Raw genomic sequence first — 14703 nt, forward strand, 5'->3', positions numbered from 1 at the left:
AGGCGCCGGCGGAGCGGCCTAGTTCTTGGTCGCGCCCACCTTGCTGTAGGGAACGAACTCGCTCAGGCCGATCGAGCCGGACGAGAAGCGGCTGGTCCGGCTCACCAGCTGGACGATGTCGATGCTGCACAGCTGCGACGTGAACGTCTTGGTGACGAGGATGTCGTCGTTGTCGAGGGTCGCGGCGCCGGAGGGACGATTGACGTACACGGTGCCGTTGTACATCCGATACAGGATCGCAGTCCGGTCGATGATCTCGGTCGATCGGATGTCTCGCAGGTTGATGCACTTGACGGGTTCTCCCGCCGTGCGCCCTTCGAGCGCCTTGGCGAGCTTGGCCTCGTAGCGGCTGTTGTCCTGGGGCGCGGCAGACGCGGTGCCACCGGCAAGCAGCGCGGCGGCGAGAAGAGCGAAACGGAGACGCATCGCGGATACCTTTCGTTGATTGCTACGCAAATGCCACAGCTGTGCTGAACGATCGATGAGCAAGATTGTCCCGCGGCTTCATCCGAGCTAGTTGAAACAAAATTACAGGCAGACGGCCAGCAGACGCCGCGCCTGCGAGGAGAGAGAGCCGATGCGTTTCATCGACCATGTCGTCGCGCAAGCCGACGACGCGCCAGCCGGCGGCCGGACGGGCCGCGTGTTCGATCCCAACAGCGGCCAAGTGCAGGCGGAGGTGCGGCTGGGGTCGCGGGCCGACCTCGACCGGGCGGTAGCCGCAGCCGAGGCGGCGCAGCCCGGCTGGGCCGCAACCAACCCGCAGCGCCGGGCTCGCGTCATGTTCCGCTTCAAGGAACTGGTCGAGGCGGAGATGGACAGCCTCGCACGGCTGCTGTCCTCCGAACATGGCAAGGTGCTGGCGGATTCGCGCGGCGACATCCAGCGCGGCCTCGAGGTGGTGGAGTTCGCCTGCGGCATCCCCCATGCGCTGAAGGGCGAGTATAGTCTGGGGGCAGGGCCGGGGATCGACGTATTCTCCATGCGCCAGCCGATCGGCATCGGTGCGGGCATCACCCCGTTCAACTTCCCCGCGATGATCCCGATGTGGATGTTCGGCATCGCGATCGCCTGCGGCAACGCCTTCATCCTCAAACCCAGCGAGCGCGATCCGAGCGTACCGGTGCGTCTGGCCGAACTGATGCTGGAGGCCGGCGCGCCGGAAGGCATTTTGCAGGTCGTGCACGGGGACAAGGAGATGGTGGATGCGATCCTCGACCACCCCGCCATTGCCGGCGTCAGCTTCGTCGGCAGTTCCGACATCGCGCATTACGTGTACCGCCGCGGGGCCGAGGCGGGAAAGCGGGTGCAGGCGATGGGCGGGGCCAAGAACCACGGCGTGGTGCTGCCCGATGCCGACCTCGACCAGGTGGTCGCCGACCTGGCGGGCGCGGCGTTCGGCTCGGCGGGCGAGCGCTGCATGGCGCTGCCGGTGGTGGTGCCGGTTGGCGATCGTACCGCGGAAGCGCTGCGGGAGAAGCTGATTCCGGCGATCGAGGCGCTTCGCGTCGGGGTCTCGACGGACCCGGAGGCGCATTACGGACCAGTGGTAACAGCCGAGCACCGCGCGCGGATCGAGGGCTGGATCCAGCGCGGCGTCGAAGAGGGTGCCGAACTCGTCGTCGACGGCCGCGGCTTCTCGCTGCAAGGCCACGAGCAGGGCTTCTTCATCGGCCCCTCGCTGTTCGACCGCGTAACGCCGGAAATGGCGAGCTATCGCGAGGAGATCTTCGGCCCGGTCCTCCAGATCGTCCGCGCGCCCGATTTCGAGACGGCCTTGAAGCTCCCCTCGAAGCATCAATACGGCAACGGGGTCGCGATCTTCACCCGGAACGGCCACGCCGCGCGCGAATTCGCCGCGCGGGTGAACGTCGGCATGGTGGGCATCAACGTGCCGATCCCGGTGCCGGTCGCCTATCACAGCTTCGGCGGTTGGAAGCGCTCGGGCTTCGGTGACTCCAACCAGCACGGCATGGAGGGCGTCCGCTTCTGGACGAAGGTGAAGACAGTCACCCAACGCTGGCCGGATGGGTCGGCGCTGCCGACCGGAAGCGAGGACGGCGGGCCCAGCCGCGTGCAGGACGCCTTCGTCATCCCGACGATGGGGTGATCTGCCCATCCAGCCGCAGGGCCGATCGGCCGGAACGACACAGACGAGTTGTACCCTGAACATGACAAACCAGTTCGACCTCACCGAGGACCAGCGCGAGATCCAGGATCTGGCGCGGCGGTTCACCGCCGATCGCATCACGCCGCATGCAGGCGAGTGGGACGAGAAGCACATCTTCCCGCGCGACACGATCAAGGCGGCCGCGGAACTCGGCTTCGCCGCCATCTATGTGTCGGAGGAGCAAGGAGGCATCGGCCTCGGCCGGCTGGAGGCGGCGCTGATCATGGAGGCGATGGCCTATGGCTGTCCCTCCACCAGCGCACTCATCTCCATCCACAACATGGCGTCATGGATGCTCGATCGATTCGGGTCGGACGCGCTCAAGGCCAAGTACCTGCCGGACCTCGTCACGATGGAGCGAATGGCGAGCTATTGCCTGACCGAGCCGTCGTCCGGCTCCGACGCGGCGGCGCTGCGAACGCGGGCCGTGCGCGACGGCGACGACTATGTGCTGACCGGCACCAAGCAGTTCATCTCCGGCGCGGGCGAGAACGACGTCTACCTCGTCATGGCGCGGACGGGGGAGGAGGGGCCGCGCGGCATCTCCTGCTTCGTGGTGGAAAAGGAGATGCCAGGCGTCTCCTTTGGCGCGCAGGAGCGCAAGCTCGGGTGGCACTCCCAGCCGACCGCGCAGGTGAACCTGGACGGCGTGCGCGTGCCGGCCGAGAACCTTGTAGGACAGGAGGGCGAGGGGTTCCGCTTCGCGATGATGGGGCTCGACGGGGGGCGACTGAACATCGGCGCCTGTTCGCTGGGGGGCGCGCAGCGCTGCCTGGACGAGGCGATCCGCTACACCCGCGATCGCAAGCAGTTCGGCCGGGCCCTTGCCGACTTCCAGAACACGCAGTTCACCCTCGCCGACATGGATACCGAGCTGCAGGCGGCCCGGGCGCTTCTCTATACCGCGGCAGCCAAGGTCACCGCCGAGGCGCCGGACAAGACGCGCTTTGCCGCGATGGCCAAACGCTTCGCCACGGACACGGGATCGTCCGTGGTCGATCGTGCGCTCCAGCTTCATGGCGGCTACGGCTATCTGATGGACTATCCGATCGAGCGTTTCTGGCGCGACCTGCGCGTCCATTCGATCCTGGAGGGGACGAACCAGGTGATGCGCATGATCGTGGGCCGGGAACTGGTGCGCGAATGAGTGGCGAGGTCCTGACGGCAGTAGAGGGCAAGGCCGGACGTATCCGGCTCAACCGGCCGCGGGCGCTCCACGCGCTGAACGAGGCGATGTGCGCCACCATGCTGGAGGCGATCGAAGCCTGGCGCGGGGACGCGGCCGTGGAGATCGTGCTGATCGACCATGCCGAGGGCCGCGGCTTCTGCGCAGGAGGCGACGTGCGGCGCGCCGCGGAGAGCGGCAAGGGCGACGGCGTCGAGGCGCGGGCGTTCTTCGCGACCGAATACCGGCTCAACCACCGGCTCTTCACCTATGCCAAGCCGGTCGTCGCCTTCATGGACGGCGTGGTGATGGGCGGCGGCGTCGGTATTTCGCAGCCGGCGCGCTTCCGGATCGCGACCGAGAACACGCTGTTCGCCATGCCCGAGACCGCAATCGGCCTGTTCCCCGACGTGGGCGGCGGCTGGTATCTGTCGCGCCTGCCGGGCCGGGTCGGGCAGTATCTCGCACTGACCGGCGCCCGCATCGGCGGTGCCGAATGCCACGCGCTGGGCCTCGCCACCCATTATATCCATGCCGAACGCCTGGAGACTGCCAAGGCGCGGCTGAGCGAGGCGCCGCAGGAAGCCGCTGGCATTCTCGACGCCCTCTCGGATGAGCCCCCGTCCGCGGCGATACTGGAGCATCGGGAGGCGATCGATCGCCTGTTCGCGTCGGATCGACTGGAGGACATCCTGGCGGCGTTGGAGGCGGATGGCGGCGACTGGGCAACCGAGCAACTGTCGGTGCTGCGCAGCCGATCGCCGCTGTCGATGAAGGTCGCGCTCAAGCTGCTGCTGGAAGGTGCGACCATGCCGACCTTCGAAGACGAGATGCGCCAGGAGTATGCGGTGGCTGCCCACATTGTGCAGCGCCCCGACTTTGCCGAAGGGGTGCGCGCGGTGCTGGTCGACAAGGACAACGCGCCCCGCTGGGACCCGGCGACGCCCGAGGGCGTGACCGACCACATGATCGACCGCATCTTCGCCCCCCTGGACGCGGAGAGCGAATGGAGCCCGGAGGGCTGAAGGAGACCTGCATTGGCTGAATATGAGACGATCCTGGTCGAGCAGCGCGAGGCGGTGACGCTGATCACGCTTAACCGGCCCAAGGCCCTCAACGCGCTCAATGCGCAGGTGCTCGCCGACCTGATCGCCGCGCTTGCCGCCTTCGATGCAGATGCCGCGCAGGGTTGCGCGGTCGTTACCGGCAGCGAGAAGGCGTTCGCCGCCGGCGCCGACATCAAGGAAATGGCGGAGATGGGCTTTGCCGACATGTACGGCACCAACCATTTCGCCGGGTACGAGCGCATCACCGCCACCCGCAAGCCGGTGATCGCGGCGGTCGCGGGCTATGCGCTGGGCGGCGGCTGCGAGCTGGCGATGATGTGCGACTTCATCCTTGCCGCCGACACCGCGAAGTTCGGCCAGCCCGAGATCAAGCTGGGCGTATCGCCGGGCATGGGCGGCTCGCAGCGGCTGGTGCGCGCCGTCGGCAAGGCCAAGGCGATGGAGATGTGCCTGACCGGCCGGATGATGGATGCCGAGGAGGCGGAGCGCGCCGGCCTCGTCAGCCGGATCGTACCCGCCGCCGATCTGGTCGAGGAAGCGATGAAGACCGCCGCCACCATCGCCGGCATGGCGCCGCTGGCGATCAAGGCGAACAAGGAGATGGTGAACGCCGCCTTCGAAACCGGGCTTGCCCAAGGCATCCAGTTCGAGCGCCGGCTGTTCCACGGGCTCTTCGCCACCGCGGACCAGAAGGAAGGCATGGCCGCCTTCGTCGAGAAGCGGCCGAGCAATTGGACGGGCCGCTGAGGCAGGCGGGGAGAGGGTAGCATATGGCACGGATCGGCTTCATCGGCCTGGGCAACATGGGCGGCGGCATGGCCGCGAACCTGGCGAAGGCAGGGCACGACGTCCGCGCCTTCGACCTTTCGCAAGAGGCGCTGGAGCGTGCCCGAAAGGCGGGGTGCCTGCCGGCGGAGCGCGCGCGGGCGGCTGCCGAGGGCGCCGAGGCGGTGGTGACGATGCTCCCGGCCGGGCAGCACGTCGCACAAGTCTATGAGGAAGCGGTGTTCGGCGTGGCCGCACCGGGGGCGGTTCTGATCGACAGCTCCACCATCGACGTCGCGACCGCGCGCCAGCTGGCCGAGGCGGCGACGGCCAAGGGGCTGCTCGCCGTCGATGCACCGGTCTCCGGCGGGATCGCCGGCGCGGCCGCCGGAACGCTGACCTTCATGGTCGGCGGAAGCGAGGAGGCGTTCGCGGCCGCCCAGCCGCTGTTGCAGGCGATGGGCAAGGCGGTGATCCATGCAGGCGGGGCGGGAGCCGGGCAGGCGGCCAAAGCCTGCAACAACATGCTGCTGGGCGCAACCATGATCGCCACCTGCGAGGCGTTCGTCCTGGCCGAGCGGCTGGGCCTCGACCCGCAGACCTTCTACGACATCAGCTCGGCGAGCTCCGGGCAGAGCTGGTCGATGACGACCTATTGCCCCGTGGCGGGCGTGGGTCCCGAGACGCCAGCGGATCACGACTATCAGGGCGGGTTCGCCGCAGCGCTGATGCTCAAGGACCTGCGGCTGGCGCTGGACGCGGCGAGCGGCGCCAACGTCGACACGCCGATGGGCGCCCGGGCGGCGGAGCTCTACGGCAGTTTCGTGGCGCAAGGCGGTGCCGCCACCGACTTTTCCGGCATCATCCGAATGCTCGGCCGGCAGGGCTGAGGGCAAGCGCCGCCAAGCAGTGCTTGGCCAGGCGGCTCGTTTTTTGACTTGGCTTCCCGGTCACTGGGCGACAGGAGCCGGTCTTCCAACACGGTGGATCGATGCGCCTTCTCTTTGCTCCCATCCTTGCCGGTGCGAACCTGCCGGATCGCCTGCTCGCCTGCCTGGGTGGGGTACTCGGGATCGCGCTCACCAGCGCGATCACCTTCTGGGCGCTCGGCGACGCGACGTCACTGCCGCTGCTCGTTGCGCCCATGGGCGCGGCGGCGGTGCTGGTGTTCGCGGTGCCGGCAAGCCCGCTCGCCCAGCCCTGGTCCGTCGTCGGCGGCAACATCGTCTCCGCGCTCGTCGGGGTGACGGCGGCGAAGTTGGTGCCGGTGCCGCACCTGGCGGCGGGGATCGCGGTCGGCGGCGCGATCCTGGCGATGTCGCTGCTGCGCTGCCTCCATCCGCCAGGGGGGGCCGCGGCACTAACCGCAGTGGTCGGCGGCCCCGTGGTGCTGTCGGCCGGCTATGGTTTCGCGTTCGTGCCGGTGGGCATCAATGCCGTGCTGCTGATGGTGGCGGGCGTCCTGTTCCACCGCTTTTCCGGCCACTCCTACCCGCACCGACCGGTGCCGGTCGCGCCACGTGCGCCCTTGCCCGTCGAAAGCGTCCCGCACCCGGAGGATCTGGACCGCGCGCTGGAGGACCTCGGCGAGACGTTCGACGTCAGCAAGGAAGATCTCGACCTGCTATTCCAGCGGGTGGAGCATCACGCGAACGAGAGGCGCGCGCGCAAGTGATCCTAGGCGCGCTCCGTGCTCCCGGGTTCGCTGATCAGTCGCGGCTGGCGGTCGTCGCGCCGACATGCTCCTGGCCGCGGGCCTTGGCGAGCTTCTCCTGCCGGTGCCGCTCGGCATAGCGGGCGCGGTCCTCGTCGCTACGCTGGTGGTAGCAGGCGGGGCAGCTGACGCCTTCCTCGAAAAGCGGTGATGCCTGGTCCGCGACGCTCACCGGCATGCGGCAGGCATGACACAAGGCATGGCTGCCTGGCGCCAGGCCGTGGCCGACCGCGACCCGCTGGTCGAAGACGAAACATTCGCCGTTCCAGCGGCTGTCCGTCTCCGGCACCGTCTCCAGATACTTCAGGATGCCGCCCTTGAGGTGGTAGACCTCGTCCACTCCTTCCGCCCGGAGCAGCGCCGTCGCCTTTTCACAGCGGATGCCACCGGTGCAGAACATCGCCACCTTGCTCTTACCCGCCAGCAGTTCGTCGCGGTGCTCGCGGAACCAGCGCGGGAAGTCGCGAAAGCTCTCCGTCTGCGGATCGACGGCCCCTTCGAAGGTGCCGACGGCCACCTCATAGGCGTTGCGCGTGTCGATCAGCACCACCTCCGGATCGGCGATCAGGTCGTTCCAATCCTCCGGGGCGACATAGGCGCCGACCTGGCCGACGGGATCGACCTCCGGCTCGCCCATGGTGACGATCTCCTGCTTCAGCCGCACCTTCATGCGGTGGAAGGGCATAGTTGCCGCACGCGACTCCTTGTGCTCCAGTTCCGCGCAGCCCGGCAGCGCGCGGATGGCGGCGAGCGCCCCGTCGATGGCCGCATCCGTGCCCGCGATCGTGCCGTTGATCCCCTCCGGCGCGAGCAGCAGCGTGCCTTTCACGCCGAGGCTGCAGCACGTCTGGGCGAGGGGGCCCCGCAACGCGGCCGGGTCGGCGAAGGAGGTAAAGCGGTACAGCGCGACGACGCGGATCGGCAACGGATCGGACACGGTGGTTCTCGGGAAGATGGGGATTGCCGCTGCTCTAGAGGATCGCGTCGTCGCCCGCCAGCAGCGCCACGACGCTTTTCGGCTGTTTCACGCACGCGCAACTTTCGTTCGCGAAAACCCGTGCTACACTCGGGCAAAATAGAACAGATGGAGAGGCCATTTGACCCCGGACTTCGACTTCGCGCTCGGCGAGATGGCCGACGCGATCCGTGAGACCACACGCCGCTTCTCTGCGGATCGGATCGCGCCCCTTGCCGCGCGGGTGGATGCGGAAGACTGGTTCCCGCGCGACCTGTGGCCTGAGATGGGTGCGCTCGGCCTGCACGGCATCACCGTGGAGGAAGAGTTCGGCGGGCTGGGCCTCGGCTATCTCGAGCATGTCGTCGCGGTCGAGGAAGTCAGCCGCGCCTCCGCCTCCGTCGGGCTGAGCTATGGCGCGCACTCCAACCTGTGCGTCAACCAGATCCGCCGCTGGGGCAATGCCGAGCAGAAGGCGAAGTATCTGCCCAAGCTGGTGTCCGGCGAGCATGTCGGCAGCCTGGCGATGTCGGAGGCGGGCGCCGGCTCCGACGTGGTGTCGATGAAGCTGCGCGCAGAGGCGGTCGACGGCGGATTTCGCCTGAACGGCACGAAGTTCTGGATCACCAACGCGGCCTATGCCGACACGCTGGTGGTCTATGCCAAGACCGGCGAGGGAAGCCGCGGCATCACCGCCTTCCTGATCGAGAAGGACATGACCGGCTTCTCGATCGGGCAAAAGATCGACAAGATGGGGATGCGCGGCAGCCCCACCGCGGAGCTGGTGTTCAACGACTGTTTCGTGCCCGAAGAGAATGTGATGGGGCCGCTGAACGGCGGCGTCGGCGTGCTGATGTCGGGCCTCGATTACGAGCGGGCGGTGCTTGCGGGCATCCAGCTCGGCATCATGCAGGCGTGCCTGGACGTGGTGATCCCCTTCGTACGCGAGCGGCGCCAGTTCGGCCGGCCGATCGGCGAGTTCCAGCTGATGCAGGCCAAGGTCGCCGACATGTACGTCGCACTCAATTCGGCCCGGGCGTATGTGTATGCGGTGGCGCGCAGCTGCGACGCGGGGCGGACGACGCGCTTCGACGCGGCCGGCGCGATCCTGCTGGCGAGCGAGAATGCGGTGAAGGTCGCACTGGAGGCGATCCAGGCGCTCGGTGGGGCGGGCTATACCAAGGACTGGCCAGTCGAGCGCTTCCTGCGCGACGCGAAGCTGCTGGATATCGGTGCGGGGACGAACGAGATCCGGCGGATGCTGATCGGACGCGAGCTGGTCGGCAACAACCCGCCGGTGGCACAGTGATCCTCCCCGGAACGGGGAGAGGGACCGCCGGCGCAGCCGCTGGTCGAGGGGGCATGCCGCACCCGCCCCGCTTTCCGCACGCCCCCTCCACCAGCCTGCGGCTGGGTCCCCTCCCAGCGAACGGGGAGGAGCTGTCATGACCGCCCCCGTCCTCCCCACCAATGTCGCGCCGGATAGCGAGACCTTCAAAGCCAACGCCGCGCACAACCGCGCGCTCGCCGAGCGGCTGCGTGCCGACGTCGCTGCGGCCGCGCAAGGCGGCGGCGAACGCGCCCGCGAGCGCCACACCGCGCGCGGCAAGCTGCTGCCGCGGGAGCGCGTCGAGCGGCTGCTCGACCCGGGCTCGCCGTTTCTGGAGATCGGCCAGCTCGCTGCGCACGATCTCTACGGCGGCGAGGTGCCGGGCGCCGGGGTGATCGCCGGCATCGGCCGCGTCTCCGGCCGGCAGGTGATGATCGTCTGCAACGACGCGACCGTGAAGGGCGGGACCTATTACCCGCTCACCGTCAAGAAGCATCTGCGCGCGCAGGAGATCGCCGAGGCCAACCGGCTGCCGTGCATCTATCTGGTCGACAGCGGCGGCGCGAACCTGCCGCACCAGGCGGAGGTGTTTCCGGACCGCGATCACTTCGGCCGGATCTTCTTCAACCAGGCAAACATGTCGGCGCTCGGCATCCCGCAGATCGCCTGCGTGATGGGCAGCTGCACCGCCGGCGGCGCCTATGTGCCCGCCATGTCGGACGAGAGCGTGATCGTGCGCAACCAGGGCACGATCTTCCTCGCCGGCCCGCCGCTGGTGAAGGCGGCCACAGGGGAGGAGATCAGCGCCGAGGAGCTCGGCGGGGCGGAGACCCACGGCCGCACTTCCGGCGTGGTCGACCACGTCGCCGAGAACGACGAGCATGCGCTGACGATCGTGCGCGACATTGTCTCGACGCTGCCGCCGCCGGCGCAAGCGAGCGTCAATCGGCAGCCGCCGCGCCCGCCCAGGCACGACCCGCAGGAGCTCTACGGCATCGTGCCGCAGGACGTGCGCGCGCCCTATGACGTGCACGAGGTGATCGCCCGGCTGGTCGACGGCAGCGAGTTCCACGCGTTCAAGCCGCTCTACGGCAGCAGCCTGGTGTGCGGCTTTGCGCATATCTGGGGCCAGCCGGTCGCGATCCTCGCCAACAACGGCGTGCTGTTCAGCGACAGCGCGGTGAAGGGCGCGCACTTCATCGAGCTTGCCTGCCAGCGCCGCGTGCCGCTGCTGTTCCTCCAGAACATCTCGGGCTTCATGGTCGGTGGGAAATATGAGGCGGAAGGAATCGCCAAGCACGGCGCCAAGCTGGTGACCGCGGTCGCCACCGCCACGGTGCCCAAGATCACGGTGCTGATCGGCGGCAGCTTTGGGGCCGGCAACTACGGCATGTGCGGGCGCGCCTATAGCCCACGGTTCCTGTTCAGCTGGCCCAATAGCCGGATCAGCGTGATGGGCGGGGAACAGGCGGCAAGCGTGCTCGCCACGGTCCACCGCGATGCTGCCACTTGGTCGTCGGAGGAGGCGGAGGCGTTCAAGACGCCGATCCGTCAGAAGTATGAGGACGAGGGCAACCCCTGGCACGCAACCGCGCGGCTGTGGGACGACGGCATCATCGATCCGGTGCAGACCCGCGACGTGCTGGGGCTCGCGCTGGCGGCAACGCTGGAAGCGCCGATCCCGGAGACGCCGAGGTTCGGCGTGTTCCGGATGTGAGGGGCGTGGTCGGATCGGTTCCTCCCCGGAACGGGGAGGGGGACCAGCCGCAGGCTGGTGGAGGGGGAGCGCCGCGTACGCTTCGGCCGGAGGTCGCGCGAGCGCGCTCGTTGCGTCGGCAGATGACGCCCCCTGAGGTGCTGCTGTGGCAGCAACTCAGGGGTCGCCAGCTCGCGGTGCGCTTTCGCCGTCAGCATCCTGTAGGCCCATATGTTACCGACTTCTTCTGCGCGTCTGCGTCTTTGGCGGTAGAAGTTGATGGCGCCGCGCACGACTACGGAGACAGACCGGCGCGAGATGCGGAGCGCGACCGCTTCCTCAGCGACAACGGTATCGATGTGCTGCGCCTCTGTGCCTCCGACGTACTGCGCGACATTGGTTCGGTGCTCGCCGCCATCGCGGCGCGCGTGGCCCGCCCCCTCCACCAGCCTGCGGCTGGTCCCCCTCCCCGTGCCGGGGAGGAGAAGGAGTTTTGATGATTCAGTCTCTTCTCATCGCCAATCGGGGCGAGATCGCGTGCCGGATCATCGGCACGGCGCGGCGGATGGGGATCCGGACTGTCGCCGTCTATTCGGAGGCCGACGCCGACGCTCGGCATGTGCGGCTGGCGGATGCGGCGGTGGCGATCGGGCCGGCGCCGGCGCGCGAGAGCTATTTGGTGGGCGAGCGCATCCTTGCCGCCGCGCGCGAGAGCGGTGCCGAGGCGATCCATCCCGGCTACGGCTTCCTCTCCGAAAATGCCAACTTCGCCGAGGCGGTGGTTGCCGCCGGGCTGGTGTGGGTGGGGCCCGCCCCGGCGAGCATCCGCGCGATGGGCCTGAAGGACGCAGCCAAACAGCGGATGATCGACGCGGGCGTGCCGGTGACGCCGGGTTATCTGGGCGAGGACCAGAGCGCCGAACGGCTCGCGGCCGAGGCGCAGGCGATCGGCTATCCGGTGCTCATCAAGGCGGTCGCCGGTGGCGGCGGCAAGGGGATGCGGCGCGTCGACGACGCGGCGCAATTTGCCGAGCTGCTCCAGTCCTGCCAGCGCGAGGCGGCATCGGCATTCGGGGACGATCGCGTGCTGATCGAGAAGTACATCCTCTCCCCGCGCCATATCGAGGTGCAAGTGTTCGGCGATCGCCACGGCAAGGTCGTCCACCTGTTCGAGCGCGACTGTTCGCTCCAGCGCCGCCATCAGAAGGTGATCGAGGAAGCGCCGGCGCCCGGCATGGACGCCGACACGCGCGAGGCGATCTGTGCCGCCGCCGTGCGCGCGGCCAAGGCGGTCGACTATGTCGGAGCGGGGACCATCGAGTTCATCGCCGACGGATCGGACGGGCTACGCGCCGACCGCATCTGGTTCATGGAAATGAACACGCGGCTGCAGGTCGAGCATCCGGTGACGGAGGCGATCACCGGCGTCGACCTGGTCGAATGGCAGCTGCGGGTCGCGAGCGGCGAGCCGCTTCCGCTGCGCCAGGACCAGCTGGCGATCGACGGCTGGGCGATGGAGGCACGGCTCTATGCCGAGGATCCGGCGACCGGCTTCCTGCCGTCCACCGGCCCACTCGACGTGCTGCGGCTGCCGAGCCCGGATGCTGGCCTGCTCGACCTGCGCTACGACATGGGCGTGGAGGCGAGGGACCGTGTCTCCGACCAGTATGACCCGATGCTCGGCAAGCTGATCGCGCGGGGGCAGAGCCGCGATGCCGCCGCAGAGGCGCTCGCCACCGCGTGCCGGCTGGCGCAGGTCTGGCCGGTACGCACCAACCTGGGCTTCGCCGCGCGTTGCCTTAGCCATCCGGAGTTCCGCTCCGGCGCGGTCGATACCGGCTTCATCGAGCGGCATCTGGCCGAGTTGACCGAGCCGGCGCTGCCGCTCGACGCCATGGCGCGCTGGGCCGCGGAGGAGCTGGCGGAGCCGCAAGGCGAGGGGCCATGGGAGCGGGGCAGCGGCTTCCGCCTAAACGCGGCGCCGCGGCGCGAAGTCGCTTTGGTCGACGATCGCGGCGGGCGCTACGTGGTCGACCTGGCAACGCCGCCGGCGCAAGCGTTCGGCGGCTTCGACAGCGGCGAAGGCCCGGTAGTGCAGCACGACGGCGAACTGCGCCGCTTCCGTCGCTGCCGTGCCGAGGGTGCGGCGGGTGGCGGCGCTGCCGACGGCAGCCTGCTGGCGCCGATGCCGGGCCGCGTCACCGCGGTCGACGTGGCGGCGGGGCAGGCGGTCGCCAAGGGGCAACGGCTGCTGACGCTGGAGGCGATGAAGATGGAGCACGGGCTGGTCGCGCCCTTCGACGGTACGGTGGCCGAGCTACCCGCGGCGGCGGGCGCACAGGTTCGCGAGGGATCGTTGCTCGTGCGAGTCGAGCGGGAGGAAGGCTGATGGCGGGACGCTTCTACGACCAGTGGCAGGTGGGCGACCGCCTGGTCCACGACATCCGCCGCACCGTGACCGAGACCGACAACCTGCTGTTCTCGACCATGACCCACAATCCGCAGCCACTGCACCTCGATGCCGAGGCGGCGCGCGCGTCGGAGTTCGGCCAGATCCTCGTCAACGGCACCTTCACCTTCGCGCTGATGGTGGGTCTCTCGGTCGGCGATACGACGCTCGGCACGCTGGTGGCGAACCTGGGCTACGACAAGCTGGTCCATCCGCAGCCGGTGTGCCTGGGCGACACGCTGCGCGCCGAGACCGAAGTGGTGGAGCTGCGCGACAGCCGCTCGCGGCCCGATGCCGGGATCGTTACCTTCCGCCACCAGCTGTTCAATCAGCGCGACGTGGTCGTGTGCGACTGCCTGCGTACCGCGCTGCTGCGGCGGAGCGCGGCATGAGGCTGCGGTCGCTGCTGTTCGTGCCTGCCGACCGGCCCGAACGCTTCACCAAGGCGGCAGCGAGCGGCGCGGATGCGATCATCCTCGACCTGGAGGACTCGGTGCATCCGGACGCCAAGGATGCGGCGGCGCGAGAGGTGGCGACGTTCCTGGGACAGCCGACGGACGGTGTCCTGCGGCTGGTGCGGATCAATCCGTTGGATTCCGGACGCCTGGATGCCGACCTTGCCGCCGCGCGACGTGCCGACGGCATCGTGCTGCCCAAGGCGGAGGGCTCGGCGAGCATCCGCCGGCTCGTGGATCGGCTTGGAGGCGAAGGTCCCCCGGTTCTTCCGATCGCGACGGAGACACCTGCCGCGATCTTCGCGCTCGGCAGCTATTCGGAAGTCGCGGACCACCTGCTCGGGATCAGCTGGGGTGCGGAGGACCTGCCGGCAGCGATCGGCGCTGCCACCTCCCGGGAGGAGGACGGGCGCTACACCCCTCCCTATGAGATGGTACGCGCGCTCGCCTTGTTCGGCGCACACGCGGCCGGCGTGGCGGCGATCGACACCGTCTATCCGGCGCTGGCCGATCAAGACGGGCTGGTGCGCTATGCGGCGCGCGCGGTGCGGGATGGCTTTACGGGCATGCTCGCGCTCCACCCCGCGCAGGTACCCGTCATCAACGCCGCCTTCACGCCTACTCCGGATCAGCTTGAGGAGGCGCGGGCGGTGATCGCCGCCTTCGCCGCTGCGCCGGGGGCAGGGGTGCTGCGCTACGAGGGACGCATGCTCGACGCGCCACACCTGAAGCAGGCGCAGCGCCTGCTCGCCCGAGCTTAGGCTCCGACCTCCGGCACCAGCTGTACCCCCAACGACGCTAGCGCGTCCCAATAGCCGGGGTAGGTTTTCCCAACGCATCCCGGATCGAGGATACGGATCCCGCCGATCTTCAGGCCCGCCAGGGAGAAGGCCATCGCGATGCGGTGATCGGCGTAGGTCTCGATCGCGGTCGGCAG

The 14703-nt window shown here is 68.9% G+C and carries 15 protein-coding genes; 12 read left to right on the forward strand and 3 right to left on the reverse strand.

Translation table 11 applies throughout. The features are described from left to right. Window positions 1-18: 18 nt before the first annotated feature. The gene (locus tag MHZ35_RS14415; RefSeq protein WP_239436272.1) at window positions 19-426 is read right to left on the reverse strand and encodes a hypothetical protein; all 408 of its coding nucleotides are present in this window, start codon (window positions 424-426) and stop codon (window positions 19-21) included. Between the two features lie 151 nt (window positions 427-577). Between MHZ35_RS14415 and MHZ35_RS14420 the strand changes: the two genes are divergently transcribed. From MHZ35_RS14420 to MHZ35_RS14445, 6 genes are all read left to right on the forward strand, one after another. Continuing rightward, entirely contained in the window at window positions 578-2110 is a 1533-nt protein-coding gene (locus tag MHZ35_RS14420) for a CoA-acylating methylmalonate-semialdehyde dehydrogenase (protein WP_239436273.1), read from the forward strand. Between the two features lie 61 nt (window positions 2111-2171). Next, entirely contained in the window at window positions 2172-3317 is a 1146-nt protein-coding gene (locus MHZ35_RS14425; RefSeq protein ID WP_239436274.1) for an acyl-CoA dehydrogenase family protein, read from the forward strand. Next, window positions 3314-4360: an enoyl-CoA hydratase/isomerase family protein gene (locus MHZ35_RS14430; RefSeq protein ID WP_239436275.1), complete on the forward strand. Its 1047-nt coding sequence runs from the start codon at window positions 3314-3316 to the stop codon at window positions 4358-4360. Before MHZ35_RS14425 ends, MHZ35_RS14430 begins: the two co-directional genes overlap by 4 nt. Before the next feature lie 12 nt (window positions 4361-4372). Continuing rightward, window positions 4373-5149, forward strand: a complete 777-nt coding sequence (locus MHZ35_RS14435; protein ID WP_239436276.1) for an enoyl-CoA hydratase — start codon at window positions 4373-4375, stop codon at window positions 5147-5149. A 23-nt stretch (window positions 5150-5172) separates the two neighbouring features. After that, entirely contained in the window at window positions 5173-6057 is an 885-nt protein-coding gene (mmsB, locus tag MHZ35_RS14440; protein ID WP_239436277.1) for a 3-hydroxyisobutyrate dehydrogenase, read from the forward strand. Between the two features lie 101 nt (window positions 6058-6158). Further along, window positions 6159-6842 (forward strand): HPP family protein, encoded by a 684-nt coding sequence (locus MHZ35_RS14445; protein WP_239436278.1) that lies wholly within the window; start codon window positions 6159-6161, stop codon window positions 6840-6842. A 34-nt stretch (window positions 6843-6876) separates the two neighbouring features. Here the strand turns inward: MHZ35_RS14445 and trhO are convergent, their stop codons facing one another. Next, complete coding sequence (gene trhO / locus MHZ35_RS14450; protein WP_239436279.1) at window positions 6877-7818, reverse strand: oxygen-dependent tRNA uridine(34) hydroxylase TrhO; 942 nt, start codon at window positions 7816-7818, stop codon at window positions 6877-6879. Between the two features lie 160 nt (window positions 7819-7978). Between trhO and MHZ35_RS14455 the strand changes: the two genes are divergently transcribed. From MHZ35_RS14455 to MHZ35_RS14480, 6 genes are all read left to right on the forward strand, one after another. Next, window positions 7979-9145, forward strand: coding sequence for an isovaleryl-CoA dehydrogenase (locus tag MHZ35_RS14455; protein ID WP_239436280.1), 1167 nt, complete (start codon window positions 7979-7981; stop codon window positions 9143-9145). 136 nt (window positions 9146-9281) lie between these two features. Beyond that, complete coding sequence (locus MHZ35_RS14460; RefSeq protein ID WP_239436281.1) at window positions 9282-10883, forward strand: carboxyl transferase domain-containing protein; 1602 nt, start codon at window positions 9282-9284, stop codon at window positions 10881-10883. A 5-nt stretch (window positions 10884-10888) separates the two neighbouring features. Next, a complete protein-coding gene (locus tag MHZ35_RS14465; RefSeq protein WP_342453531.1) occupies window positions 10889-11359 on the forward strand; it encodes an endonuclease domain-containing protein in 471 nt (156 codons plus the stop codon). Next, window positions 11359-13251, forward strand: coding sequence for an acetyl/propionyl/methylcrotonyl-CoA carboxylase subunit alpha (locus MHZ35_RS14470; RefSeq protein ID WP_239436283.1), 1893 nt, complete (start codon window positions 11359-11361; stop codon window positions 13249-13251). Before MHZ35_RS14465 ends, MHZ35_RS14470 begins: the two co-directional genes overlap by 1 nt. After that, window positions 13251-13703, forward strand: coding sequence for a MaoC family dehydratase (locus tag MHZ35_RS14475; protein WP_239436284.1), 453 nt, complete (start codon window positions 13251-13253; stop codon window positions 13701-13703). Before MHZ35_RS14470 ends, MHZ35_RS14475 begins: the two co-directional genes overlap by 1 nt. Continuing rightward, entirely contained in the window at window positions 13700-14527 is an 828-nt protein-coding gene (locus tag MHZ35_RS14480) for an HpcH/HpaI aldolase/citrate lyase family protein (protein WP_239436285.1), read from the forward strand. The genes MHZ35_RS14475 and MHZ35_RS14480 overlap by 4 nt, the downstream gene beginning before the upstream one ends. Here MHZ35_RS14480 and MHZ35_RS14485 read toward each other — a convergent pair. Continuing rightward, on the reverse strand, window positions 14524-14703 hold a 180-nt coding region (locus MHZ35_RS14485; RefSeq protein ID WP_446741057.1), incomplete at its 5' end, for a hypothetical protein. The genes MHZ35_RS14480 and MHZ35_RS14485 overlap by 4 nt on opposite strands.

This window comes from Sphingomonas sp. ACRSK (assembly GCF_022346685.1).
Classification (GTDB): Bacteria; Pseudomonadota; Alphaproteobacteria; order Sphingomonadales; family Sphingomonadaceae; genus Sphingomonas; species Sphingomonas molluscorum.

Bases quoted from the DNA above. Each gene is read 5' to 3' on its own strand.
- mmsB (WP_239436277.1), top strand. From the start codon at position 5,173: ATGGCACGGATCGGCTTCATCGGCCTGGGCAACATGGGCGGCGGCATG.
- MHZ35_RS14415 (WP_239436272.1), bottom strand. From the start codon at position 426: ATGCGTCTCCGTTTCGCTCTTCTCGCCGCCGCGCTGCTTGCCGGTGGC.
- MHZ35_RS14475 (WP_239436284.1), top strand. From the start codon at position 13,251: ATGGCGGGACGCTTCTACGACCAGTGGCAGGTGGGCGACCGCCTGGTC.
- MHZ35_RS14445 (WP_239436278.1), top strand. From the start codon at position 6,159: ATGCGCCTTCTCTTTGCTCCCATCCTTGCCGGTGCGAACCTGCCGGAT.
- MHZ35_RS14470 (WP_239436283.1), top strand. From the start codon at position 11,359: ATGATTCAGTCTCTTCTCATCGCCAATCGGGGCGAGATCGCGTGCCGG.
- MHZ35_RS14460 (WP_239436281.1), top strand. From the start codon at position 9,282: ATGACCGCCCCCGTCCTCCCCACCAATGTCGCGCCGGATAGCGAGACC.
- MHZ35_RS14430 (WP_239436275.1), top strand. From the start codon at position 3,314: ATGAGTGGCGAGGTCCTGACGGCAGTAGAGGGCAAGGCCGGACGTATC.
- MHZ35_RS14480 (WP_239436285.1), top strand. From the start codon at position 13,700: ATGAGGCTGCGGTCGCTGCTGTTCGTGCCTGCCGACCGGCCCGAACGC.
- MHZ35_RS14420 (WP_239436273.1), top strand. From the start codon at position 578: ATGCGTTTCATCGACCATGTCGTCGCGCAAGCCGACGACGCGCCAGCC.
- MHZ35_RS14425 (WP_239436274.1), top strand. From the start codon at position 2,172: ATGACAAACCAGTTCGACCTCACCGAGGACCAGCGCGAGATCCAGGAT.